Source organism: Phaeovulum sp. W22_SRMD_FR3, from assembly GCF_052113705.1.
Lineage (GTDB): Bacteria > Pseudomonadota > Alphaproteobacteria > Rhodobacterales > Rhodobacteraceae > JBGQOG01.
This window is the reverse complement of the sequence record NZ_JBGQOG010000004.1, coordinates 20,204-43,603: the sequence shown is the minus strand read 5'-3', so window position 1 is coordinate 43,603 and position 23,400 is coordinate 20,204. Positions and strand designations below refer to the sequence as shown.

22 protein-coding genes are annotated in these 23,400 nt (G+C 66.7%); 12 read left to right on the top strand and 10 right to left on the bottom strand.

From position 1 onward, the window contains the following. Positions 1-86: 86 nt before the first annotated feature. The gene (locus ACEN2S_RS06460; protein WP_441863926.1) at positions 87-905 is read right to left on the bottom strand and encodes a uracil-DNA glycosylase; all 819 of its coding nucleotides are present in this window, start codon (positions 903-905) and stop codon (positions 87-89) included. 157 nt (positions 906-1,062) lie between these two features. On the opposite strand from ACEN2S_RS06460, the gene ACEN2S_RS06455 reads away from it, so the two are divergent. Genes ACEN2S_RS06455 through plsY form a run of 4 tightly spaced genes read left to right on the top strand, consistent with a single transcriptional unit; the run spans position 1,063 to position 4,457 of the window. After that, positions 1,063-2,028 (top strand): aspartate carbamoyltransferase catalytic subunit, encoded by a 966-nt coding sequence (locus tag ACEN2S_RS06455; RefSeq protein ID WP_441863923.1) that lies wholly within the window; start codon positions 1,063-1,065, stop codon positions 2,026-2,028. Then, positions 2,021-2,560: a hypothetical protein gene (locus tag ACEN2S_RS06450; RefSeq protein WP_441863920.1), complete on the top strand. Its 540-nt coding sequence runs from the start codon at positions 2,021-2,023 to the stop codon at positions 2,558-2,560. Before ACEN2S_RS06455 ends, ACEN2S_RS06450 begins: the two co-directional genes overlap by 8 nt. Then, complete coding sequence (pyrC, locus tag ACEN2S_RS06445) at positions 2,557-3,849, top strand: dihydroorotase (protein WP_441863918.1); 1,293 nt, start codon at positions 2,557-2,559, stop codon at positions 3,847-3,849. Before ACEN2S_RS06450 ends, pyrC begins: the two co-directional genes overlap by 4 nt. Beyond that, positions 3,849-4,457 (top strand): glycerol-3-phosphate 1-O-acyltransferase PlsY, encoded by a 609-nt coding sequence (plsY, locus tag ACEN2S_RS06440; protein ID WP_441864725.1) that lies wholly within the window; start codon positions 3,849-3,851, stop codon positions 4,455-4,457. The genes pyrC and plsY overlap by 1 nt, the downstream gene beginning before the upstream one ends. 107 nt (positions 4,458-4,564) lie before the next feature. Here the strand turns inward: plsY and ACEN2S_RS06435 are convergent, their stop codons facing one another. The 3 genes from ACEN2S_RS06435 to ACEN2S_RS06425 all read right to left on the bottom strand — a co-directional run bounded on the left by ACEN2S_RS06435 (position 4,565) and on the right by ACEN2S_RS06425 (position 7,274). Further along, positions 4,565-5,932: a glutamate--cysteine ligase gene (locus tag ACEN2S_RS06435; RefSeq protein ID WP_441863915.1), complete on the bottom strand. Its 1,368-nt coding sequence runs from the start codon at positions 5,930-5,932 to the stop codon at positions 4,565-4,567. Between the two features lie 80 nt (positions 5,933-6,012). Further along, positions 6,013-6,552, bottom strand: coding sequence for a hypothetical protein (locus ACEN2S_RS06430; protein ID WP_441863912.1), 540 nt, complete (start codon positions 6,550-6,552; stop codon positions 6,013-6,015). After that, positions 6,549-7,274: a 16S rRNA (uracil(1498)-N(3))-methyltransferase gene (locus tag ACEN2S_RS06425; protein WP_441863910.1), complete on the bottom strand. Its 726-nt coding sequence runs from the start codon at positions 7,272-7,274 to the stop codon at positions 6,549-6,551. Before ACEN2S_RS06425 ends, ACEN2S_RS06430 begins: the two co-directional genes overlap by 4 nt. Before the next feature lie 12 nt (positions 7,275-7,286). On the opposite strand from ACEN2S_RS06425, the gene ubiA reads away from it, so the two are divergent. From ubiA to ACEN2S_RS06410, 3 genes are all read left to right on the top strand, one after another. Next, entirely contained in the window at positions 7,287-8,279 is a 993-nt protein-coding gene (gene ubiA, locus ACEN2S_RS06420) for a 4-hydroxybenzoate octaprenyltransferase (RefSeq protein ID WP_441863907.1), read from the top strand. 64 nt (positions 8,280-8,343) lie between these two features. Then, positions 8,344-10,629 carry an OmpA family protein gene (locus ACEN2S_RS06415; protein WP_441863904.1) on the top strand — a complete coding sequence of 762 codons (2,286 nt, stop codon included), beginning with the start codon at positions 8,344-8,346 and terminating at the stop codon, positions 10,627-10,629. Positions 10,630-10,681: 52 nt separating this feature from the next. Continuing rightward, a complete protein-coding gene (locus ACEN2S_RS06410; RefSeq protein ID WP_441863902.1) occupies positions 10,682-11,011 on the top strand; it encodes a hypothetical protein in 330 nt (109 codons plus the stop codon). A gap of 339 nt (positions 11,012-11,350) precedes the next feature. Here the strand turns inward: ACEN2S_RS06410 and ACEN2S_RS06405 are convergent, their stop codons facing one another. The 6 genes from ACEN2S_RS06405 to ACEN2S_RS06380 all read right to left on the bottom strand — a co-directional run bounded on the left by ACEN2S_RS06405 (position 11,351) and on the right by ACEN2S_RS06380 (position 18,232). After that, a complete protein-coding gene (locus ACEN2S_RS06405) occupies positions 11,351-11,572 on the bottom strand; it encodes a formate dehydrogenase subunit delta (protein ID WP_441863900.1) in 222 nt (73 codons plus the stop codon). Then, entirely contained in the window at positions 11,569-12,381 is an 813-nt protein-coding gene (gene fdhD / locus ACEN2S_RS06400; RefSeq protein ID WP_441863898.1) for a formate dehydrogenase accessory sulfurtransferase FdhD, read from the bottom strand. Before fdhD ends, ACEN2S_RS06405 begins: the two co-directional genes overlap by 4 nt. 7 nt (positions 12,382-12,388) lie before the next feature. Next, positions 12,389-15,259, bottom strand: coding sequence for a formate dehydrogenase subunit alpha (gene fdhF, locus ACEN2S_RS06395; protein ID WP_441863895.1), 2,871 nt, complete (start codon positions 15,257-15,259; stop codon positions 12,389-12,391). Beyond that, on the bottom strand, positions 15,256-16,794 hold the full coding sequence (locus tag ACEN2S_RS06390; RefSeq protein WP_441863892.1) for a formate dehydrogenase beta subunit: 1,539 nt from the start codon (positions 16,792-16,794) through the stop codon (positions 15,256-15,258). Before ACEN2S_RS06390 ends, fdhF begins: the two co-directional genes overlap by 4 nt. Continuing rightward, the gene (locus ACEN2S_RS06385) at positions 16,791-17,270 is read right to left on the bottom strand and encodes a formate dehydrogenase subunit gamma (protein WP_441863890.1); all 480 of its coding nucleotides are present in this window, start codon (positions 17,268-17,270) and stop codon (positions 16,791-16,793) included. The genes ACEN2S_RS06390 and ACEN2S_RS06385 overlap by 4 nt, the downstream gene beginning before the upstream one ends. 89 nt (positions 17,271-17,359) lie before the next feature. After that, the gene (locus tag ACEN2S_RS06380; RefSeq protein ID WP_441863887.1) at positions 17,360-18,232 is read right to left on the bottom strand and encodes a LysR family transcriptional regulator; all 873 of its coding nucleotides are present in this window, start codon (positions 18,230-18,232) and stop codon (positions 17,360-17,362) included. Between the two features lie 193 nt (positions 18,233-18,425). Between ACEN2S_RS06380 and ACEN2S_RS06375 the strand changes: the two genes are divergently transcribed. The 5 genes from ACEN2S_RS06375 to uvrC all read left to right on the top strand — a co-directional run bounded on the left by ACEN2S_RS06375 (position 18,426) and on the right by uvrC (position 23,388). After that, on the top strand, positions 18,426-19,235 hold the full coding sequence (locus ACEN2S_RS06375) for a S49 family peptidase (RefSeq protein ID WP_441864722.1): 810 nt from the start codon (positions 18,426-18,428) through the stop codon (positions 19,233-19,235). 3 nt (positions 19,236-19,238) lie between these two features. Beyond that, on the top strand, positions 19,239-19,424 hold the full coding sequence (locus ACEN2S_RS06370) for a hypothetical protein (RefSeq protein ID WP_441863885.1): 186 nt from the start codon (positions 19,239-19,241) through the stop codon (positions 19,422-19,424). After that, complete coding sequence (locus tag ACEN2S_RS06365; RefSeq protein WP_441863882.1) at positions 19,425-20,378, top strand: calcium/sodium antiporter; 954 nt, start codon at positions 19,425-19,427, stop codon at positions 20,376-20,378. A 13-nt stretch (positions 20,379-20,391) separates the two neighbouring features. Next, complete coding sequence (locus ACEN2S_RS06360) at positions 20,392-21,195, top strand: SDR family oxidoreductase (RefSeq protein WP_441863879.1); 804 nt, start codon at positions 20,392-20,394, stop codon at positions 21,193-21,195. A 303-nt stretch (positions 21,196-21,498) separates the two neighbouring features. Continuing rightward, positions 21,499-23,388: an excinuclease ABC subunit UvrC gene (gene uvrC, locus ACEN2S_RS06355; protein WP_441863876.1), complete on the top strand. Its 1,890-nt coding sequence runs from the start codon at positions 21,499-21,501 to the stop codon at positions 23,386-23,388. Positions 23,389-23,400: the final 12 nt, after the last annotated feature.

Below are 23,400 nucleotides of genomic sequence, written 5' to 3'. Positions count from 1 at the left end.
CATTCCGTCGCAGGATGCACAATTTTTTGCGAGAGACGGCACGGCAGGCCCGGCATTCTCAGGCCCCGGGCCCGGAGAGCTGGCCCTCAGGCCCCGAGTTTCGCCCGCAGCGCCAGCAGATCCGCCCAGGCCTGCGCCTTGCCCTGCGGCTGCATCAGCAAAGCTTGCGGCGACAGGGTCGCCAGCACCGGCCGGTCAAAGGCGCTGGCCCATTGGCCGCGCAGCCGGGTGATGCCCTTGCGCTCCAGCACCGCGCCACAGGCGGCATTGCCCATACAGAGGATGACCTCGGGGGCCGCCAGCGCCACATGCCGCGCGAGGAAGGGGCGCATCATCGCCGCCATCTCCTCCTCGGGGTCGCGGTCCCCGGGCGAGCGCCAGGGCAAGGCGGGCAGCAGATAGGCCCCGGCCATCGGGTCCGGCCCGCCGACCGACAGGCCAATCGCCGCCAGCATCCGGCCCAGCAACACCTCGGCGGCGCCGGTGATCACCCGGCCCGCCATATCCTCCTCGCGCCGGGGCGCATCAAGGATCACCATCACCCGCGCCGCCGGGTCGCCCTCGGCAAAGATCGTGGTCCGCGCGCCCTTTTTCAGCTCGCAATGCCCGAAGGCCTCCAGGGCTGCCGCCAGCTCCGCCAGACTTCCGGCGGCTTTGGCCGCGAGATCCGCCTCGGCGGCGGGCACAACCGGCGGTGGCGGTGGCGGCAGATCCAGCGCAGCCCCGCGTTTGGGCAGGCTGATCTCGCTGCCCGCCGCCTTCGGCGCGGGGGCCACACGGTCGGGCAGATCATAGCGGTTGAGCGGCGCATCCAGCATCGCCTCATCCACACCCATCTCCAGCTGCCACTGCATCAGGGCAACGGCGGTGTGAAAATCCATATCGGGCGGGCTGAGCGATTCCATGGCCGCCAAGCTAGGGCCGCGCTGCGCCAAGGTAAAGCCGTGCGCCGCCCCGCCCCCGCCCGACCGCCGCGCGAGAACCCCGGATCCGGCGCCTTCCGGCTTGCCTGACGCGCCCCCATTTGCCATAAGCGCCCGAGACCGGATCGGGGAGATTTCCATGGCATTCCGCGCGCGTCACCTGTTGGGGATCGAACATCTCGCCCCCGATGAAATCCGCAGTGTTCTGGATCTGGCCGACAAATACGTCGATCTGAACCGCCGCACGGTCAAGCGCACCGATGCTTTGGCGGGTCTCACCCAGATCAACATGTTTTTCGAGAACTCCACGCGCACCCAGGCCAGCTTTGAGCTGGCGGGCAAGCGTCTCGGCGCCGATGTGATGAACATGTCGGTGGCCAGCTCCTCGGTGAAAAAGGGCGAGACGCTGATCGACACCGCGCTGACGCTGAACGCCATGCACCCCGATCTGCTGGTGGTGCGGCACGGCTCGTCCGGGGCGGTCAACCTGCTGGCCAGCAAGGTGAATTGCGCGGTGCTGAACGCGGGCGACGGCCGGCATGAGCATCCGACGCAGGCGCTTCTGGATGCGCTGACCATCCGCCGCGCCAAGGGCCGGATCCAGCGGCTGACCGTGGCGATCTGCGGCGATGTCGCGCACAGCCGGGTGGCGCGCTCAAACCTGATCCTGCTCGGCAAGATGGAGAACCGGGTGCGGCTGATCGCGCCCCCCACCCTGATGCCCGCGGGGGTGCAGGAATTCGGTTGCGAGGTCTTTGACGACATGCGCAAGGGTCTTGAGGGCGCCGATGTGGTGATGATGCTCCGTCTGCAAAAAGAGCGGATGGACGGCGGTTTCATCCCGTCAGAGCGGGAATATTACCACCGCTACGGGCTGGATGCCGAGAAACTCGCCTATGCCAAGCCCGATGCCATCGTCATGCACCCCGGCCCGATGAACCGCGGCGTTGAGATCGACGGCGAGATCGCCGATGACATCAACCGCTCCGTCATTCAGGAACAGGTGGAGATGGGCGTGGCGGTGCGCATGGCCTGCATGGATCTTCTGGCCCGCAACCTGCGCGCCGAGCGCGGCCGCGCCGCCGCCGGTGGCATGGATGTCTGACCCCAAGAACACCGGCCGCGATGGCGTGCACGCCTACCGCCCCGGCCCCGAGAGCGAAGTACCGAAAGCCGAAGGCGAGGTGCTGCAGGCGGTGTTCCTGCCCGATCTGCGGCGCTATTGGTCCGATCAGGCGGCACTGGCGGCGATGGGTGCCGCCGCTGTGCTCCTGGTGATGCCGATGCTGGGCAAGGGCAGCCAGATCTGGGCGGGCCTCCTCGGGGTCTTTCTCGCGGTGGGGCTGCGCGCGCTTTTGGTGAAGTCCGAGGTTTTCGCCCGCCGCTGGCAGCTGACCGACCGCCGCCTGATCGGCCCGCAGGGGCGGCAGCTGGCGCTCGGCGATCTGGTCACCGTGCGGCGGCTTTTTGGCGATGTGCAGCTGGTCAGCCGCACCGGGCAAAAGCATCTGATCAAACATCTGGCCGATACGCAGGGCGTGATGGACACCATCCTGGCCGCCCGCGACGCAGGCCAGGCCGAGGCGCACCAGCGCCGTGACACGCGGACACCAACGGATCTTGGGGAGACGGCATGACCCTTTTCTTTGAAAACGCCCGGCTGATCGACCCCGAGGCGCTGACCGAATCCACCGGCAATGTCATCGTCCATGCCGGAGAGATTGCCGCCATCGGCGCGATGTCCGCCCCGGCGGATGCCACCGTCATCGACTGCGGCGGCAAATGCCTCGCCCCCGGCATCGTCGATTGGGGCGTCAAGATCGGCGAACCCGGCGAGCGTCACCGCGAAAGCTTCCGCTCCGCCGGCCTCGCTGCCGCGGCGGGCGGCGTCACCACCATCGTCATGCGCCCTGACACCCATCCCGCCCTCGACACGCCCGAGATGCTGGAATTTGTCACCCGCCGCGCCGCCGCTTCGGCCCCGGTGCGCATGGCGCATATGGCGGCGCTGACCAAAGGCCGCGAGGGCCGCGAGATGACCGAGATCGGCTTTTTGCTCGATGCCGGTGCCGTGGCCTTCACCGATTGCGATCATGTCACCACCGATAACAAGGTGCTCAGCCGGGCGCTGACCTATGCCCGCAGCCTTGGCGCGCTGGTGATCGGCCATCCGCAGGACCCGGGCCTGTCAAAAGGCGCCGCCGTCACCTCCGGCAAATTCGCCAGCCTGCGCGGCCTGCCCGGCGTCTCGCCGCTGGCCGAACGGATGGGCCTCGACCGCGATCTGGCCTTGGTCGAGATGACCGGCGCCCGCTATCACGCCGATCAGATCACCAGCGCGCGCAGCCTGCCCGCCCTCGCCCGCGCCAAGGCGCAGGGGCTCGACGTCACCGCCGGGATCTCGATCCACCATCTGACGCTGAACGAACTCGACGTCGGCGATTACCGCACCTTCTTCAAGATGACGCCGCCGCTCCGCTCGGAAGAGGACCGTCTGGCGATGGTCGAGGCGGTGGCCGAAGGGCTGATCGACACCATCGGCTCAATGCACACGCCTCAGGATGAGGAATCCAAACGCCTGCCCTTTGAAGAGGCGGCCTCCGGCGCAGTGGGGCTGCAAACCATCCTGCCCGCCGCGATGCGCCTCTATCACGCGAACATGCTCACGCTGCCGCAACTCTTCCGCGCGATGGCGCTGAACCCGGCCAAACGCCTTGGCCTGCCGCAGGGCCGCCTCGCTGAGGGCGCCCCCGCCGATCTCGTGCTTTTTGATCCCGATGCGCCTTTCGTGCTCGACCGCTTCACCCTGCAGTCCAAATCCAAAAACACCCCGTTTGACGGCCAAAGGATGGAGGGCCGGGTGCTGGCCACTTTCGTCGGTGGCGCCCAGGTCTATGCCCACACCTCCAAAGGAGCCGCCGCATGATGCCCACACTTGAACATGGGGCCGCGATCCTCACCCTCGCCGCCACTTTCGGCTATCTGCTGGGCTCCGTGCCCTTCGGTCTGGTGATCACCCGCGCCATGGGCCTCGGTGATCTGCGCCAGATCGGCTCGGGCAATATCGGCGCCACCAATGTGCTGCGCACCGGCAACAAACCCGCCGCCCTCGCCACCCTGCTGCTCGACAGCGGCAAAGGCGCCATCGCGGTCCTCATTGCCCGCGCGCTGATCGGCGAGGATGCGGCGCAGATCGCGGGCGCTGCCGCCTTTTTTGGCCATGTCTATCCGATCTGGCTGAAATTCAACGGCGGCAAAGGCGTCGCCACCTTCCTCGGCACGCTCCTCGCGCTCGCCTGGCCGGTCGGCCTCGCCGCCTGCGGCCTCTGGGCGCTCACCGCCGCCGTCTCCCGCATCTCCTCGCTTTCCGCCCTCGTGGCCGCCGCGCTCGCGGTCCCTGCCGCCCTCCTGCTCGGCCGCCCCGAAGTCACCCTCTTGGCGCTGCTCCTCGCCGCCCTCGTCTTCTGGCGCCACCGCAGCAACATCGGCCGCATCCTCGTCGGCACCGAACCCAAAATCGGCAAAAAGAAATAGGGCCACCCCGAAATCGGAGCGGCCCCTTTCTTCTTGGCCAAAATACCTCGGGGGTGAGGCCCAAAGGGCCGAGGGGGCAGCGCCCCCTCCCTTCCCCCCCCAAGGGCTCAATAGCAATAATCGTCGTAAATCCGCTCCAGCGGCGCCTTGGCCTCGCCCGCATAGCGCGAGAGCAGCTCATCCGCCGGGACACGGCCCGTGGCCACGCTTTGCGCCAGCACATCGAGGAACCCGGTCTCATCCGCCGCCTCGCCGCCATCGCCACGCCCGCGCGCCGCGAGGCCCGCCCGCGCAATCTCCACCACCTCACGCGCCAGATCCTGCATGTGGATGCTGCCCACCTCGGCCTGCAAGGCGGAAACCGACGCCGCCACCCGCAACGCCTCGCGCGTCTCCGCATCCCAGCCCTTGACGAGATCCCAGGCCGCATCCAGCGCCCCCTGATCATAAAGGAGCCCCACCCAAAGGGCAGGCAGTGCGTTCAGATGCGCCCGGTCGCCCGCATCGGCTCCGCGCATCTCGATGTATTTCTTGACCCGCGTCTCCGGAAAGACCGTCGTCATATGGTCGGCCCAGTCCGACAATGTCGGCACCTCGCCCGGCAGCGCGGGCAGCTGACCCTTCAGGAAATCGCGGAAGCTTTGCCCCAGAGCATTGATGTATTTGCCGTCGCGGTAGACGAAATACATCGGCACATCGAGGACGTAATCCACATAGCGCTCATAGCCCATCCCCTCCTCAAAGGCGAAGGGCAGCATGCCGGTGCGCACCGCGTCGAGATCGCGCCAGATGCGGCTGCGCCACGACTTATGACCATTCGGCTGCCCCTCGAAGAAGGGCGAATTGGCGAAAAGCGCGGTCGCCACCGGCTGCAGGGCCAGCCCGACGCGCAGCTTTTTCACCATATCCGCCTCGGAGGCGAAATCGAGGTTCACCTGCACGGTGCAGGTCCGGTACATCATCTGCGTGCCATGGGTGCCGACGCGCCCCATATAATCGGTCATCAGCCGGTAGCGGCCCTTCGGCATCATCGGCATTTCGGCATGCGTCCAGATCGGCGCCGCGCCCAGACCCACGAAACCCGCCCCGATCCGCTCGGCCACGGTCCGCACTTCGCGCAGATGGGTCTCCAGCTCATCACGCCCCTGATGCAGGGTCTCCAGCGGCGCGCCCGACAGCTCGAACTGCCCGCCGGGTTCGAGGCTGACATTGGCGCCGTTCTTGGTCAGGCCGATGATATTCTCTTGCTCCAGCACCGGCGCCCAGCCAAAGCCGTCGCGCAGCCCCTCCAGCATCGCCTTGATCGATCGGCGGCCCTCATAGGGCAGCGGTTCCAGCGTGTCCTTGGAATAGCCGAACTTCTCATGCTCGGTGCCGATGCGCCAATCGGCGCCGGGCTTTTCGCCCGAGGCCATATAGTCCGCCAGCTGGTCGAAATGTTCAATCGGGCCGCCGCCCTGTTGTGGAATGGACATGGGCGCTCCGGCCTGAAAGGGGGGACCGGCGGGCCAGAGCCGCCGTCCGTTTGGATGACAGAGGTGGCGCGCCTAGACTCTCAAGTCAAGACCGCGCGGGCGGGTCTTTGCCACAGCACCTGCACAACCGGGCCTGCGCCATTGCGCGGCTGTTGCAATGCCGCGCTGAGCCGCGCCATATCAATGCCCGGCAAAGTGGCAAAAGCATCAAAAAGCTGCTCGGCCCCCGCCGCCGCCAGCGGAATCAGCAGCGCCTGCCCGTCGAGGGTTTTCAGCCGCCAATGCAGCTGCCCGGTCAGGCTCAGCAGCCTGATCTCGGCCAGATCGCGCAGGCTGATCACGCCGCCCAGCGCCGCCCCTGACCCCGGGCGGAAATAGGACAGCTGCCCCTCGTCCCATTCGACCAGCCCGGGTGCCCCGATGGGTCGCGCAAAGGCCAGCCTGCGCCAGCCGATCAGCCCCCAGCCCGCCGCAAAGGCCATCAACAAAAGCCCCGCCGGGATCAGGATCAATCCGCCCAGCCAGATCAGCCACAGACCGATGGCCGCGATTGCGGCGGCCAGCCAGACCTCCTGCCAGCGCAGCAGATGATCGCGGACCGCCGGGCGGATCAGGCTCATCGCCAATCCCCGAGCGCGGCCTGCCAGAGTGTCAGCGCCGCGCAGGCCGCCGTATCCGCCCGCAGAATGCGCGGCCCCAGACTGACCGGCGTCACGAAATCGAGCGCCCGCAGGCGGTTGCGCTCGGCCTCTGAAAACCCGCCCTCCGGCCCGATCAGGATTGACCAGGGGCCGGGCGCAAGGCCCGCCAGCGTCTCGGCCGCGCCCACCAGGCTTTCATCGGCCCAAAGGATGCGCCGCGCCGGGTCCCATCCGGCCAGAACCTTGGACAGCGGGGCCAGATCGGCCACTTCGGGCACATAGGTGCCGCCGCATTGCTCGGCCGCCTCCAGAGCATGCGCCTGCAAGCGATCCTGCCGGATCCTGTCGGCATTGGTGAACTCGGTCTGCACCGGACAGATCCGCGCCGCGCCCAACTCCGCCGCCTTTTCCACGATGAAATCGGTGCGCGCCTTTTTGATCGGCGCGAAGAGAAGCCAGAGGTCGGGCGGGTTCAGTTGCGGCGCCGAGACCTCGCGCGGGGTCAGCGCGCCGCCGCGTTTGGCGGCGGTGGTCACCTCGGCAATCCATTCGCCGTCCTGCCCGTTGAACAGGCGCACAAGGCTGCCCACCCCCTCGCGCATCACGCCAAAGAGATAATGCGCCTGCGCCTCGGTCAGGGGGATGGGTTGCCCTGCGACCAAGGGGTGCTCTACATAAAGTCTGATCTTCGCCTGTGCCATGGAACGGACCATATGACCGAGATGACGGAAATGCCAGAGAGCCCGAAGGCCGCACCGCACGCCGCCGATGGCATGGTGGCCGATGCGGTGGCCGACAATTGGGTGGACCGTCTGGCCCCCCGCTGGACCCGCCCCTATCTGCGGCTGGCGCGGGCTGACCGGCCGATCGGCAGCTGGCTTTTGCTGCTGCCCTGCTGGTGGGGTCTGGCGCTGGCGGCGGCGGTGGACGGGCCGCGCTGGATGGATCTGTGGATCGCGGTGGGCTGCTTTCTGGGCGCCTTTGTCATGCGCGGCGCGGGCTGCACTTGGAATGACATCACCGACCGCGCGTTTGACGCGCAGGTGGCCCGCACCCGTTCGCGCCCGATCCCCTCGGGGCAGGTGACGGTGCGCGGCGCGCTGATCTGGCTGGTGCTGCAAACGCTGATCGGCGGCGCGGTGCTCCTGAGCTTCAACTGGGCGGCCATCGGCATGGGCGTCGCCTCGCTGATTCTGGTGGCGATTTACCCGTTTGCGAAACGCTTTACCTGGTGGCCGCAGGTGTTTCTGGGCCTCGCCTTCAACTGGGGCGCGCTTCTGGCCTGGGTGGCGCATACCGGCAGCCTCGGCCTGCCCGCGGTCCTCCTCTATGTCGCGGGCATCAGCTGGACCCTCTTTTACGACACGATCTATGCGCATCAGGACAAAGAGGATGACGTGCTGATCGGGGTGAAATCCACCGCGCGGCTCTTTGGCGACAAGACCAAGGGCTGGCTGGTGTTCTTCATGATCGCCACGGTGGTGCTGCTGACCGCCGCCGTCCTTGTGGCGTTGCTGCCTGCTGGCGCCGCGCCGCTCGTGCTGACCCTCGCCCTGATCGGCCCCTGGGCAATGGGCTGGCACATGGTCTGGCAATTACAAAAGCTTGATGTGGACAATCCGGCGATCTGCCTCATGTTGTTTCGCGCGAACCGCGATACCGGCCTGATCCTTGCGCTGTTTCTTGCCATCGCGGCCCTGGCCTGATTGATCCCCCCGCCCCCGCCTCTTATGGAGGGGGCACCCGCTCCGAGACAAAGGCACCCCGCCCATGCGCTTAGGCCCGACCCTGTTGAACACCACCGCCTTTTCGCTGGCGCTGGTCCTCTCCGCGCTGATCGCCGGAGGCGGCTCGACGGTGATCGAGATGCGCACCAGTTCGCTCGTGCGGGTAACGCTGGAGGCGGCGGGGCATTCCTGGGCCGGGGTCTCGGCCGACGGGTTGCAGGTGACGCTGACCGGCACCGCCCCCTCCGAAGCTGAGCGGTTCCGCACGATGGCGCTGGTGGGCACCGTCATCGACGCGTCGCGGCTGATCGATCTGACCGAAGTCGCGGTGAAGGAAACCGCCGCGCCGCCCGCCTTCTCGATGGAAATTTTGCGCAATGACGACGGGATCTCGCTGATCGGGCTGGTGCCGATGGGCGTTGACCGCGACAAGCTGATCTCTGACCTGAAAGGCATCGCCGCGAATGGCAATGTCACCGACCTGTTGGAGGCCGCCGATTACCCGGTGCCCGAGGGCTGGCAGGCGGCAATGAATTTCGGCATCACCACATTGAAAACCCTGCCCCGCTCCAAAATATCGGTGGCGGCGGACAAGGTTGCGGTGACCGCGCTGACCGACAGCACCACAGAAAAGGGCCGGGTTGAGACCACGCTCAGCCGTTCTGCCCCCAAAGGTGTGCGCCTCTCTCTCGACATTTCGGCGCCGCATCCGGTGATTACCCCCTTCACCCTGCGCTTTTTGATCGACGAGCAGGGCCCGCGTTTTGACGCCTGTTCCGCCGATACAGAGCGCGCCAGCAGCCGCATTCTCGCGGCGGCGCGCGCGGCGGGTGCCACCGGGGCGCTGGGCTGCACCGTGGGGATGGGCGTGCCCACCCCGGCCTGGGCCGATGCGGTGACGATGGGGCTGGCAGCGATGAAGGAAATCGGTGCGGGCTCAATCACCTTCTCGGATGCCGATATTTCGCTGATCGCCGCCGACAGCGTCAGCCAGGCCACCTATGACAAGGTCGTGGGCGAGCTGGAATCGAACCTGCCGGAGGTGTTCTCGCTGACCTCGGTGCTGACCGAAAAGCCGAAAGCCGATGTCGCGGGTCCGCCCGAGTTTACCGCCACCCGCGGCGAGGATGGCAAGGTGCAGCTGCGCGGACGGCTGAGCGATGAGGCCCTGCGCACGGCGGTGGAAAACCTCGCCAAGGCGCGGTTCGGCAATGCCGCGGTCTATGGCGCCACGCGCACCGATGACACCTTGCCCGGCGGCTGGCCGGTTCGGGTGCTGGCGGCGGTGGATGTGCTGGCCGCGCTGGAAAGCGGCAGCGTCACGGTGACGCCCGACACCGTCCGGGTGAACGGGGTCACCGGCGACACGCAGGCCTCGGACAAGGTGGCGCGGGTGCTCTCGGACCGGCTGGGCGACGGCGCGCGGTTCAACCTGTCCATCCGCTATGACAAGCGGCTGGACCCCGTCCTCGGGCTGCCGACCGGGGCGGAATGCGTGCAGATGCTGAACGACGCCCTGGCCGCCAACAAGATCAGCTTTGAGCCGGGGTCCTCGGTGATCGTGACCGGCTCCTCGGGGATTCTCGATACTTTGGCCAAGATCATGGGCAAATGTCAGGACTTCAAAATGGAGATCGGCGGCCACACCGACAGCCAGGGCAGCGAAGGGTTCAACCAGCAGCTGTCGCAGGACCGCGCCGCCTCGGTGGTGCAGGCACTGATGGAGCGGCGGGTGCTGACCGGCAATCTCAGCGCGCGCGGCTATGGTGAGTCCGATCCCGTGGCCGACAACGGCACCGAGGAAGGGCGCGAGGCGAACCGCCGCATTCAGTTTGTCCTGCTGGATCCGACACCGGATGAGACGTCGGCGGGCACGGCAGATCCGGCGGCCACAGCGGATGGCGCGCCAGCGGCGGCGGATGCCGAGACGGATGCCGCCCCCGACAGCGACGGCATGCCGGACATGTCAGGCGAGATCGTCTTTGATGAGGATCCGGATGCGGTGCCGATGGAAGAAGGCGGCGAAGGCTTTGTTGGCGAGGGCAGCAATGCCCTGAGCCCGGCCGAGGAAACGGCCGGGCCCGACGCCTCCGATACCGACCCCGGCGCGGCCAGCCCCGAGACACCGGCCGAAACCGCCCCCAATACGGCAGCCGATGCAGAAACCGGCACCGCAGCCGAAACGGGCACCGCAGCCGAAACGACTTCCGCGGCGGGAGCGCCGGAGGGTGTCAGCGCGGCGGCGGATGGCTCGATCGTGATCGACGTGCAGAGCCCCGACGAGAGCACCCCGCGCCCGGCGCCCCGCCCGGCTCAAGGCGGGAATTGACCCCGATGCGCCCCAAAGACCCCATTCGCGGCATGCGGCAGGAACCCCAGACATGAACAGAAACGAATTCATCATTGCCACCGCGATCATCCTGTTTGTCGCGTTCACGCTGGGGTGGTTTGCCAGCTGGCTGATCCACCGCCTGACCCGCGTCACCCGCGCCGATATGGGCGAGCTGGAGCAGATGGCGCAGGCCCTGCATGAGGCCGAAGAGACCCGCGATGAGGCGCTGGCCTACATCGAGAACCGCGAGAGCGAGTTGCAGAACCAGCTTAGCCAGACCGAGGCCGAATTGCGCGCCGCCATGGATGGATTGCGCGATGCCCGGCACGAGGCCGAGGAGCTGCGCGGCTATATTGACCGGATGCAGGCCAAAGGCTGAACGCAGAACGCCGGGCATAGGACCGGAGCACGACCCCGTCCGAACGCCCCCACCCGACCGCCGCGCTGAGCGGGCGGGTGCGGCGTCCGGGCGGCATCGTTTTGGGCCGCGACAAGGCCGGGCCCGCGCGCCAGCATCCGCTTTGTGCCGCGAAGGCCGTCGCGCCCGGCAGAAACCGCCCCGCAATGGCGCGCGAAACGCGCCGGGTGGTGAAAATCCCGCGCCCTGCCCGCCGGATCTGCGGCAGGGCGTCGGGCGGCAGGTCTGCAAAAAATGGCACGGCCTCAAAAATGGCTGAAGATGAACGGTGTTCAGGCCCGGTGCGTCACGCGCAACCGGTCACGCCCCCCGGGACACCGGGCGCACCATCGGCGCCGCCGCGATCACCAGAGGTGCGAGCCCCTCGCCGCCCGCCGCCACCTGCGCCAGGAGTTCGGCCCGCATCGGCGGCGCCCAATTGTCGCTGATATGCGCCGCGACGGCCGCCGCCTGATCGCCGCTCTGGCTGACAAAGAAGCTGGCGATCTGATTGGCCATGCGGGTGATCTTACTCTCGCTCATGCCGGGCACTCCTGTGTCATCCGTTCGGGATGCGTGTGTAGGTCAAACCGCGCGCCGCGCGCACGGGAAATCAGCGTCAGCCCTGCGGCTTCGGCATGGGCCAGCGCGAGGCTGGTGGGGGCAGAGGCGGCAATCACCACCGGTGCGCCGAGCATTGCCGCCTTTTGCACCATATCCACCGAGAGCCGCGAGGTCAGCACCAGCACCCCCGCCGCGACATCGGTGCCGCGCGCCAGCAGCGCCCCCGCCAACTTGTCCAGCGCATTGTGCCGCCCCACATCCTCGCGCAGCGCCACCAGCCCCTCTTCGGGGTGCCAGAAGGCCGCCGCATGGGCGGCGCGCGTCGCGTCCTGCAAGGGCTGTGCCCCCTCCAGCGCCGCCATCGCGCGGGCGGGATCGCCGGGCGCCAGCCGTAGGGCCGAGGGCGGCACCATCGGCAACACCCGCAAAGCCTGCGCCAGACTGTCGATGCCGCAGAGGCCACAACCCACCGGCCCCACCATGCTGCGCCGCCGCTCGGCCAAAGCCGCGCCGGTGCCGGGGGTCAGCCAGGCCCGCGCCTCAATCCCCTGCGCGCCCTGATCGACGATCTCGACCCGGGTGATCCGGGCGGCATCGGCCACCAGCCCCTCGGTCAGGGCAAAGCCGCGGATGAAATCCTCCAGATCGCCGGGCGAGGCCATCATCACCGCCTGCGTCGCGCCGTCAAAGACCAGCGCCACCGGAACCTCTTCCGGCAGCGCCAGATCGCGCGCGGCCCAGCCGCCCTCGAAATGGCGAACCGGATGCGGGGACCAGAGCGGTCTCATCCGCGCCTCACTCGGCGGCGGGCAGGATGCGCCGCGCCGCCTCGGCCTGCGCGGCATAGTCCTTTTGCCATTCGCTGGGGCCGTTCGAGGGCAGCACCTGCACCGCCGTCACCTTGTATTCCGGGCAATTGGTCGCCCAGTCGGAATTGTCGGTGGTGACCACATTGGCCTGCGTATCGGGGTGGTGGAAGGTGGTGTAGACCACCCCCGGTGCCACCCGGTCGGTCAGCGTCGCGCGCAGGGTCGTGTCGCCCGCGCGGGAGGCGAGGCGCACCCAATCCCCCTCTTTCACGCCGCGGTTTTCGGCGTCATGCGGGTGGATCTCCAGCCGGTCCTCGGCATGCCATTCGCTGTTCGCGGTGCGCCGGGTCTGCGCGCCGACGTTATACTGCGAGAGAATCCGCCCGGTGGTGAGCAAGAGCGGGAAGCGCGGGCCGGTCCGCTCATCGGTGGCGACATATTCGGTGCGGATGAACCGCCCCTTGCCGCGCACGAACGCGTCGATATGCATGATCGGCGTGCCCTCGGGCGCGTCATCATTGCAGGGCCATTGCACCGAGCCCATCTCATCGAGCAGCGCATAAGAGACATGGGCGAAAGAGGGGGTGGTCGCCGCAATCTCATCCATGATCTGCGACGGATCGGTATAGGTCCAGTTGCCGCCCATCGCATTGGCCAAAAGCTGCGTCACCTCCCAATCGGCATAGCCATTCTTCGGCGCCATCACCTTGCGCACGCGGTTGATGCGGCGTTCGGCATTGGTGAAAGTCCCGTCTTTCTCAAGGAAAGAGCAGCCCGGCAGGAAGACATGCGCGTAATTCGCGGTCTCGTTCAGGAAGAGGTCCTGCACGATGACACAGTCCATCGCCGCCAGACCCGCGCTGACATGTTTGGTGTCGGGGTCCGATTGCAGGATGTCTTCGCCCTGCACATAAAGCCCTTTGAAGCTGCCATTCACCGCCGCATCCAGCATGTTCGGAATGCGCAGCCCCGGCTCGTCGGAGATTTTCACCCCCCAGGCCGCCTCGAAGATCCCGCGCGCGGTGTCATCCGAGACATGGCGATAGCCCGGCAATTCATGCGGGAACGACCCCATGTCGCAGGAGCCCTGCACGTTGTTCTGGCCGCGCAGCGGGTTCACGCCCACGCCGCGCCGCCCGATATTGCCGGTCAGCATGGCGAGGTTGGCGATGGACATCACCGTGGTCGAGCCCTGACTGTGCTCGGTGACGCCGAGACCATAGTAGATCGCGCCATTGCCGCCCTGGGCGAAGGCCCGCGCCGCCTGCCGGATCAGATCGGCGGGGACGCCGGTGACCGTCTCCACCGCTTCCGGCGCATGGGCGGGATCGGTGAGGAAGTCGATGTAATCGGCATATTCATCCGCGTCGCAACGCTCGGCGATGAAAGTGTCATCCTGCAAGCCTTCGGTCACGATCACATAGGCCAGCGCGGTCAGCACCGCCACATTGGTGCCCGGGCGCAGCGGCAGATGCCAGGCCGCGCCCATATGCGGGGTGGTCAGCAGGTCGATCCGACGCGGGTCGATGACGATCAGCTTCGCCCCCGCCCGCAGGCGCTTGCGCAGGCGGCTGGCGAAAACCGGATGCCCGTCGGTCGGGTTGGCGCCAATGACGATCACCACATCGGTGTCTTCAACAGAATCGAAATCCTGCGTCCCGGCCGAGGTGCCAAAGGTCTGTTTCAGCCCATACCCGGTGGGCGAATGGCAGACGCGGGCGCAGGTGTCGGTGTTGTTGTTGCCAAAGACCGCGCGGGTCAGTTTCTGCACCAGATAGGTTTCTTCATTGGTGCAGCGCGAGGAGGTGATCACCCCGATGCTGTCCACCCCATGCGCCGCCTGAATGCCCTTGAGCTTGGTCGCGGTGAAGCTCAGTGCCTCGTCCCAACTGACTTCGCGCCAGGGATCGGTGATCCGCTCGCGCACCATCGGCTTCAGGATCCGGTCCTGATGCTGGGCATAGCCCCAGGCGAAACGGCCCTTGACGCAGGAATGGCCGCGGTTGGCCTTGCCGTCTTTCGAGGGCACCATCCGCACCACCTCATCGCCGCGCATATGCGCGTCAAACGAGCAACCGACGCCGCAATAGGCGCAGGTGGTTTTCACCACCCGTTCCGGCGTGCCGATGGCGGTCACCGATTTCTCGATCAACGTCGCGGTCGGGCAGGCCTGCACGCAGGCGCCGCAGGAGACGCAATCGCTCGCCATGAAACTCTCGTTCATCCCGGCGGTGACGCGGCTGTCAAAACCCCGGCCCGAGATGGTCAGCGCGAAAGTGCCCTGCACCTCTTCGCAGGCCCGCACGCAGCGCGAGCAGACGATGCATTTCGCCGGATCATAGCTGAAATAGGGGTTGCTGTCGTCGATCGGCATGTATTGCGGGTTCGTGCCCGTGGCGGCGCGGCGCAGAAAATGGTTCTCGCCCGGCTCATAGCGCACGTCGCGCAGGCCGACGGCCCCGGCCATATCCTGCAATTCGCAATCGCCATTGGCGGCACAGGTCAGGCAATCAAGCGGGTGGTCAGAGATATAGAGCTCCATCACCCCCTTGCGCAGGGTCTTCAGACTCTCCGTCTGGGTCTTGACCTTCATGCCGGGGCTGACGGGTGTGGTGCAGGAAGCCGGGGTGCCGCGCATCCCCTCGATCTCGACGAGGCAGAGGCGGCAGGAGCCGAAAGCATCCAGCATATCGCTGGCGCAGAGTTTCGGAACTGAGATCCCGGCCTCTGCCGCCGCGCGCATGACCGAGGTGCCCGCGGGCACGGTGATCTCCATGCCGTCGATGGTCAGGGTGACCGGCGCGCCGTGTTTCGCAGGCGTGCCCATGTCCTTGGTGGGGATGATGAAATCTTTCATTCCGCAGCCTCCAGCGGGGCCTTGGCAGGCCGGTCAAAATCCTCGGGGAAATGCGTCAGCGCCGACATCACCGGATAGGGGGTAAAGCCGCCCAAAGCGCAGAGCGAGCCGAATTTCATCGTGTTGCAGAGATCCTTGAGGATCGGGATACCGCTGGCATCGCCCGCCGCGATCCGGTCGAGGGTTTCCGCGCCGCGCACCGCGCCGATGCGGCAGGGGGTGCATTTGCCGCAGCTCTCCACCGCGCAGAATTCCATCGCGAACCGCGCCATGTGCAGCATGTCGGCGGTATCGTCAAAGACCACCATCCCGGCATGGCCCACCAAACCATTTTGTCCGGCGAATTCCTCATAGCCAAAGGGCAGGCCGAAATCGGAAACCGGATGGAAAGCCCCCAAGGGACCGCCCACCTGCACCGCCTTCACCGGGCGGCCCGAAGCGGTACCGCCACCAATTTGCTCGACAATCTCGCCCAGAGTGATGCCAAAGCCGGTCTCATAAAGCCCACCGAACTTCACATTCCCGGCGATCTGCAAGGGGATGGTTCCGCGCGAGCGGCCGATGCCGATGTCATTATAGGCCGCCGCGCCATGGTCGAGAATGAACGGCACCGCCGCAAGGCTGAGCACGTTGTTCACCACCGTCGGGCGGCCCAAGAAGCCCTCCAGCGCCGGCAACGGCGGTTTTGCCCGCACCACGCCGCGCTTGCCCTCCAGCGAGTTCAAAAGCGAGGTCTCCTCGCCGCAGACATAGGCCCCGGCGCCGACGCGCACCTCCATGTCAAAGGCAGGCCCCTGCCCCAGCACCGAAGCCCCCAGCAGCCCCTCCGCCCGGCCAAGGGCGACCGCCTTCGACATCACCTCGATCGCATCGGGATATTCAGAGCGGATATAGACATAGCCCTTGGTCGCCCCCACCGCGAGACCGGCGATCACCATCCCCTCGATCAGGGTGAAGGGATCGCCCTCCATCAGCATGCGGTCGGCAAAGGTGCCGCTGTCGCCCTCATCCGCGTTGCAGACGATGTATTTCTGCGCCGACTGCGCCCCTGCCACGGTTTTCCACTTGATGCCGGTCGGGAAGCCCGCGCCACCGCGCCCACGCAAGCCGGAGGCGGTGACCTCGGCCACGATCTCGTCGCCCGTCAGGCCCAGCGCGCGGGTCAGCCCGGCAAGGCCGCCTTCGGCGCGGTACTCGGCCAGCGACAAGGGATCAATGCGGCCACAGCGGGCAAAGGTCAGCCGGGTTTGCGATTTGAAGAACGGGATTTCTTCCGTCAGGCCCAGGGCCTTCGGATGCGTCTCTGCGGCGTCGAAAAAACCTGGCAGATCCTCGGGTTCCATCGGCCCAAAGGCCATCCGCCCCGCCGGGGTTTCCAGCTCCAGCAGCGGTTCCAGCCAAACCATGCCACGGGTACCGTTGCGCACCACGGTCAGGTCGATGCCACGTTTCGCGGCTTCGGCTTTGGCGGCGGTCACCAGTTCATCGGCCCCAAGGGCGCGGGCGGCGGCATCGCGGGGAATATAAATCTTCATGCGCCGATCTCCGATTTGATCTTCGCCAGTTTCGCGGCATCCAGCCGCCCGACCAGCTTGCCATCGACCTGCGCCGCCGGGCCACAGGCGCAAAGGCCCAGGCAATAGATCGGCTCCAGCGTCACCTTTTGATCGGCGCGGGTTTCGCCCATCGCACAGCCCAAAGCCGCCTCGGCCTCGGCCACCAGCGCCGCACCGCCCATCGCCTGACAGGCCTCTGACCGGCAGAGCTTGACCACATGGCGGCCCGCCGGTTCCGCGCGGAAATCATGGTAGAAACTCATCACCCCATGCACTTCGGCGCGGGTCTGGCCAAGGGCGGCGGCAATCTGCGGCAGCGCCGCCTCGGGCACAAAGCCATAGTCCGCCTGCACCGCATGCAGGATCGGCAACAAGGCCCCCTCAACCCCCGCATGGGCGGCGAGAATTTCGGTCACGCGCTCTGCGAGACCCTCGGGCTGCGCCGCATCCAACATGGCTGTCCTCCTTGACTGGCTGCCTTCGGCCTAACAGGGATGATAGAGAAATCAATATTGATATCCCGTTGGGCGATTTGATTTACCTATCAATCTTCCGCGATGCGCCGCGCCTCGTCCAACAGCGCCTCCAGTGTCGGCGTGTGCGGATCGCGCGCCGCCACCACCAGGCCCACACGGTGATGCGCCTCGCCGCCCGACAGCGGGCGCGCCACCGCCCCGGCGGGCAGCGCGATACCTTCGGCCAGAGCCTCGGGCAGGATCGCCGCCCAGTCGCCGGTGGCGACATGGCTGAGCAGCGCGAGGGTGGAGTTCGACTCGACCCGCGGCGCCACCTCGGCCCCCGCCCGCGCCAAATGCGCGTTGACCAGACGGCGGTTCTGCATGTCCGGCGTCAGAAGACACAGGGGTCGCTGCGCCGCCTCAGCCCAGCTGACCGGCCCCGCCTCCGCGCTGCGCTCGAGCAGGCGATAGGTTTCGAGATACAGCGGCACCTGCGTCAGCCGCCCCAAGGGTTCTGCGTCGAGATAGGTGATCCCGGCATCCAGCGTCAACGCCTCGATCCCCTCGCGGATCTCGGAAGAGGAACAGGACAGAATGGTCAGCCGCGCGCCGGGATTGCGGGCCAGAAACGGGGCCGTCAGCCGCGCCACGCGGGGCAGCGCCGTGGGAATGCAGCCCAGCCGCAGATGCCCCGCCACCCCATGCCGCGCCGCGCGCATCTCTTCCTTCAGCGCGCGGGCATCCCCCACGATCCGCTGCGCCCAGACCAGAACCCGCTGCCCCTCCGGCGTCAGCCCCTGATAGCGCGAACCGCGCCAGACCAGTTGCACGCCCAGCTGATCCTCAAGCGCGCGCAGGCCCGAGGAGAGGGTGGGCTGGGTCACCCCATAGCTTTCCGCCGCGCGGCCAAAGTGCCCCTCGCGCGCCAAAGCAATGAACATTTCCAAGCGATCAATCATCGCCAAAGCCTATGCCATCGGCCCGCCGAACGGCAGGGGAAAAACCACAGGGCGCTGCAGACGGCGGGTCCGCGCGCCTGCCGCCGCGATCCGCAGGGGAAAGCCGCGCCCCTTACCGCTTTTCTTGCGGCATTCGGCAGGTTTTCGCGGGGCCGTTCTTGTTTGGCGTCTTCCTGCGGCCTACATGCCGGACATGGATATCAAGCGCTTCATTCCCTTCGCCAAATCACCGCCGAAAGTGGCCGTGGTCCGCCTTTCCGGTGCCATCGGCATCACCCGGCCCGGTGCCGCGGGCCTGTCAGATGCGGCGCTGGCGCCGCTGTTGCAGCGCGCGTTCAAACGGGGAAAGCCGGTGGCGGTGGCGCTGCTGATCAATTCCCCCGGCGGCAGCCCGGTGCAAAGCTCGCTGATTGCCGCGCGCATTCGCCGTCTGGCCGAGGAAACCGGCGTGCCGGTGCATGCCTTTGTCGAGGATGTCGCGGCCTCGGGCGGCTATTGGCTGGCCACAGCGGCGGATGACATCTGGGCGGATTCCGCCTCGCTCATTGGCTCGATCGGCGTCATCTCCTCGGGCTTCGGGCTGGACGGCTTCATCGCCCGCCACGGGATCGAGCGGCGGGTGCATACGGCGGGCACCTCCAAGAGCTTCATGGACCCGTTCCGCCCGCAAAAGCCCGAAGACATCGAACGGCTGAAAGCGATCCTTGAGCCGATGCATGCGATCTTCAAGGCGCAGGTCACCGGGCGGCGGGGCGCGAAACTGAGCACCGAGCGTGACCTCTTTACCGGCGATGTCTGGCTGGGCGAAGAGGCTGCACGGCTGGGCCTCATCGACGGGGTGGCGCATGCGGTCCCCAAGCTGAAGGCGCTTTACGGCGAGAAGGTGCGGCTGATCCCCTATGGGCAAAAGCGCGGCCTGCTGTCGCGGTTCGGGATGAACCTGGTGGGCGGGGCGCTGGATCTGGCCGAGGAACGCGCGCTCTGGGCGCGGTTCGGCCTCTGATCCATGGTCAAGATCATCACGCTGTTCCTGATCGTGATCGCGGCACTGGCTGTGTTCGGCCGCTTTCGCATCAGCGGATTTGGCAAGAAGAAACCGAAGAAACTGACGGCGCGTTGTCTGGCCTGCGGGCGGCCGCGCATCGGAACCTCCCCCTGCCCATGCGGCGGTGCGGGCAACAAGGGGGCGTGAATGCTGCTGCATTTGGGGATGATCGCGGGTGGCCTCGTGCTGCTGGTGATCGCGGGCGATATTCTGGTGCGTGGCGCGGTGGGGCTCAGCCTGCGGCTGGGGATACCGGCGCTGATCGTCGGGTTGACGGTGGTGGCCTTTGGCACCTCGGCACCCGAGATGCTGGTCTCGGTGGCGGCGGTTCTGGACAATGCGCCGGCCATCGCTCTTGGCAATGTCATCGGCTCCAACATCGCCAATGTGCTTTTGGTGCTGGGTCTGCCCGCGCTGATCGCCAAGATCCGCCCCGAGGGGAAGGACACCCGGCAAAGCTATCTGATCATGATCGCGGCCTCGGTGCTGTTCATCGGCCTGTGCTGGCTGGGGCCGATCCGCTGGCCACATGCGCTGGTGCTGCTGGCGGGCCTCGGGCTGATGCTGGCGGTGCAAATCCGCGACGCGCTGGCGCATCGGGCCGCGGGCGAGGCGCCCGAGCCGGACGAGGCGCTGGAGGGGGCCGATCCCGAGATGCCTTGGGCCAAGATCGCGCTGTTTCTGGTGCTGGGCCTGATCGGCCTGCCGCTCGGCGCGCATTATCTGGTGGAGGGTGCCACCCATGTCGCCCGCGCTTACGGCGTCAGCGAAGCGGTCATCGGCCTGACGCTGGTGGCCATCGGCACCTCGCTGCCGGAGCTGGCCACCTCGGTCGTCGCGGCAATGAAAGGGCGGGCGGATGTGGCACTGGGCAATGTCATCGGCTCCAACATCTTCAACCTGCTGGGCATCATCGGCGTCGCCGGGCTGGTCGGGCCGCTGCCGGTGCCGCCCGAGATGCTGCGCTTTGACCTCTGGGTGATGCTCGGCTGTGCGCTGTTGATCGGGCCGATCATTTATCGTGGCTGGCCGATCGGAAAACGCTGGGGCACGGCGCTGGTCGGGCTATATGCAGCCTATGTGGTGGTATTGATCGTATAGGAATGAGGCGGGCATGACGCGCGACACCCGGACCGGCCCCCTGACGGGGGCCGTACTGATCACCGGCGGGGCGAAACGTCTGGGCCGAGCGATGGCCCTGCATCTGGCGGGCCGCGGCTATGATCTGGCGCTGCATTACGACAGCTCGGCCGAGGCCGCCGAAGCCACCGCCGCCGAGGCCCGCGATAGGGGCGTGCGCGTGGTCACCCTGCAGGCGGATCTGCTGGACGAGGCGGCCACCGCCGGTCTGGTCCCGCGCGCGGTGGCGGCGCTGGGGCCGCTGGGCCTGTTGATCAACAACGCCTCGATCTTTGAGGAAGACAGTCTGCAGACCGCCACCCGCACCAGCTGGGACCGGCATTTCGGCTCGAACCTGCGCGCGCCCTTCGTGCTGACCCAGGCCTTTGCGGCGCAGGCGCCCGGAATGGACCAGACGGGCACCGAGCCCCGGGCGCAGGCGCTGGTGGTGAATATGGTCGATCAGCGCGTGCGGCGGCTGACCCCGAAATTCATGACCTACACGCTGGCCAAGGCCGCGCTCTGGACCCTGACGCAGACCGCCGCCCAGGAACTGGCCCCGGCGGTCCGGGTGAATGCCATCGGCCCCGGCCCGACCCTGCAAGGCGCACGCCAAACCCCTGAAGACTTTGCCGCCCAGCGCGCAGCGACCGTTCTGCACCGGGGCGCGGACCCGGTGGATATCTGCGCCGCACTGGACTATCTGATCGCGGCACCCGCGGTCACCGGCCAGCTGATATGCGTGGATGGCGGGCAGCATCTGGCCTGGCAAACCGCCGATTCCACCCTGCAGGAATAGCTTTCCGTTAACGCAAGCACGAAAAAGGATAGGGGGTTGTCCACTTTGTCGCGCCCTGTCACGAAGCCGTTATGAATCTGTTAAGAGTTTCAGGGGTTTGCCCGCAGTTTAAAAAATTTCAAAGCAATATCAATAACTTGATATTTCGCCTAAAAAATAAGCAACCCAATCAAGCCCCAAGAAAACAAGGCGGAAACGATGCTCCGGAAAACTTCCCAACAGAGTTATCCACAGATTCCGTGGACAGGTTTTCTCTTGCGCCAGCTGGCGTAAGATTGCAGCGCGACAAGGGAATCGAGAACCATGATTGATGAGACGCCCGCATCTGATTCTGCCGCTACGTCAACGGCACTGACCGGGCATGCGCTGATCCAGAATTACCTCAAAACGCTTGACGGCTCGCCGGGCGTTTACCGGATGCTGGATGATCAGGGCGCGGTGCTTTACGTCGGCAAGGCGCGCAATCTGCGGGCGCGGGTGTCGAATTACGCCCGCCCCTCCGGCCATTCCGGGCGCATCGCGCGGATGATCCGCGAGACCCGCTCGATGATGTTCCTGACCACGCGCACCGAGACCGAGGCGCTGCTCCTGGAGCAGAACCTGATCAAGCAGCTGAAGCCGCGCTACAACGTGCTTTTGCGCGACGACAAGAGCTTTCCCAACATTCTGGTCGCCAAATCGCATCCGTTTGCGCAGATCAAAAAGCACCGCGGCGCGAAATCGGAAAAGGGTGACTACTACGGCCCCTTCGCCTCGGCCGGTTCGGTGAACCGCACGCTGACCCAGTTGCAGCGGGTGTTCCTGCTGCGCAACTGCACCGATGCGGTGTTTGAAAGCCGCACCCGCCCCTGCCTCCTCTATCAGATCAAGCGCTGCTCGGGGCCCTGCACCGGCAAGATCGATCTGGCGGAATATCAGCACACGGTGCAGGACGCCGAGCGTTTCCTGCAGGGCAAATCCACCAAGGTGCAGGAGGATCTGGCGGTCGAGATGGCCCGCGCCTCGGAAGCGATGGAATTTGAACGCGCCGCCGCGCTGCGCGACCGGATCCGCGCGCTGACGCAGGTGCAGCAGGGTCAGGGCATCAACCCGCGCGGCGTGGCCGAAGCGGATGTGATCGCGCTGCATATGGAGGGCGGGCAGGCCTGTGTGCAGGTGTTTTTCATCCGCGCCAATCAAAGCTGGGGCAACCGCGATTTCTACCCCAAGACCGGGTCCGGCGCCGAAGAGGCCGAAGTGCTCGAAGCCTTCCTCGCGCAATTCTATGACGACAAGGAACCGCCGCGCCTCATCCTGATCAGCCATCCGATCGAGGATGAGGATCTGACGCTGGCCCTCCTGACCGAGCGCGCCGGGCGCAAGGTGGAGCTGGCGGTGCCCCTGCGCGGCGAAAAGGCCGAGCTGATGGAGAATGCCGCCCGCAATGCCCGCGAAAGCCTCGCCCGCAAGATGAGCGAAAGCGCCGCGCAATCGCGGCTGCTGGAAGGGCTGGCCGAGGCCTTTGGGCTGGAGGCCGCCCCGAAACGCATCGAGATTTACGACAACAGCCATATTCAGGGCACCAATGCGGTGGGCGGCATGGTGGTGGCGGGGACCGAGGGCTTTATCAAAAGCCAGTACCGCAAGTTCAACATCAAGGGCGAAGAACTGGTGCCGGGCGATGACTTTGGCATGATGAAAGAGGTGCTGACCCGCCGCTTTGCCCGCCTGCTGAAGGAAGACCCGGATCGCGAGAGCGAAGCCTGGCCCGATCTTTTGCTGATCGACGGCGGCGCCGGACAGGTCTCGGCGGTGGCGGAAATCATGGTCGAGATGGGGGTCGAGGATATCCCGATGGTCGGCGTCGCCAAGGGCGTGGACCGGGATGCCGGCAAGGAAGAATTCCACCGCCCCGGCCAGCGCCCCTTCGCGCTGCGCCACAACGATCCCGTCCTCTATTTCGTGCAACGTCTGCGCGATGAGGCGCACCGCTGGGCGATCGGCGCGCATCGGGCGAAACGCGCCAAACAGGTGGGCGCGACACCGCTGGACGAGATCCCGGGCGTCGGCGCCGGCCGCAAACGCGCGCTCCTGCAGCATTTCGGCTCGGCCAAAGCGGTGGCGCGGGCGGGGCTGCCGGATCTGGCTGCGGCACCGGGCATTTCCGCCACCTTGGCGCAAAGCATTCATGACTTCTTCCATGGCACGAAATGACAGGATAGGGTG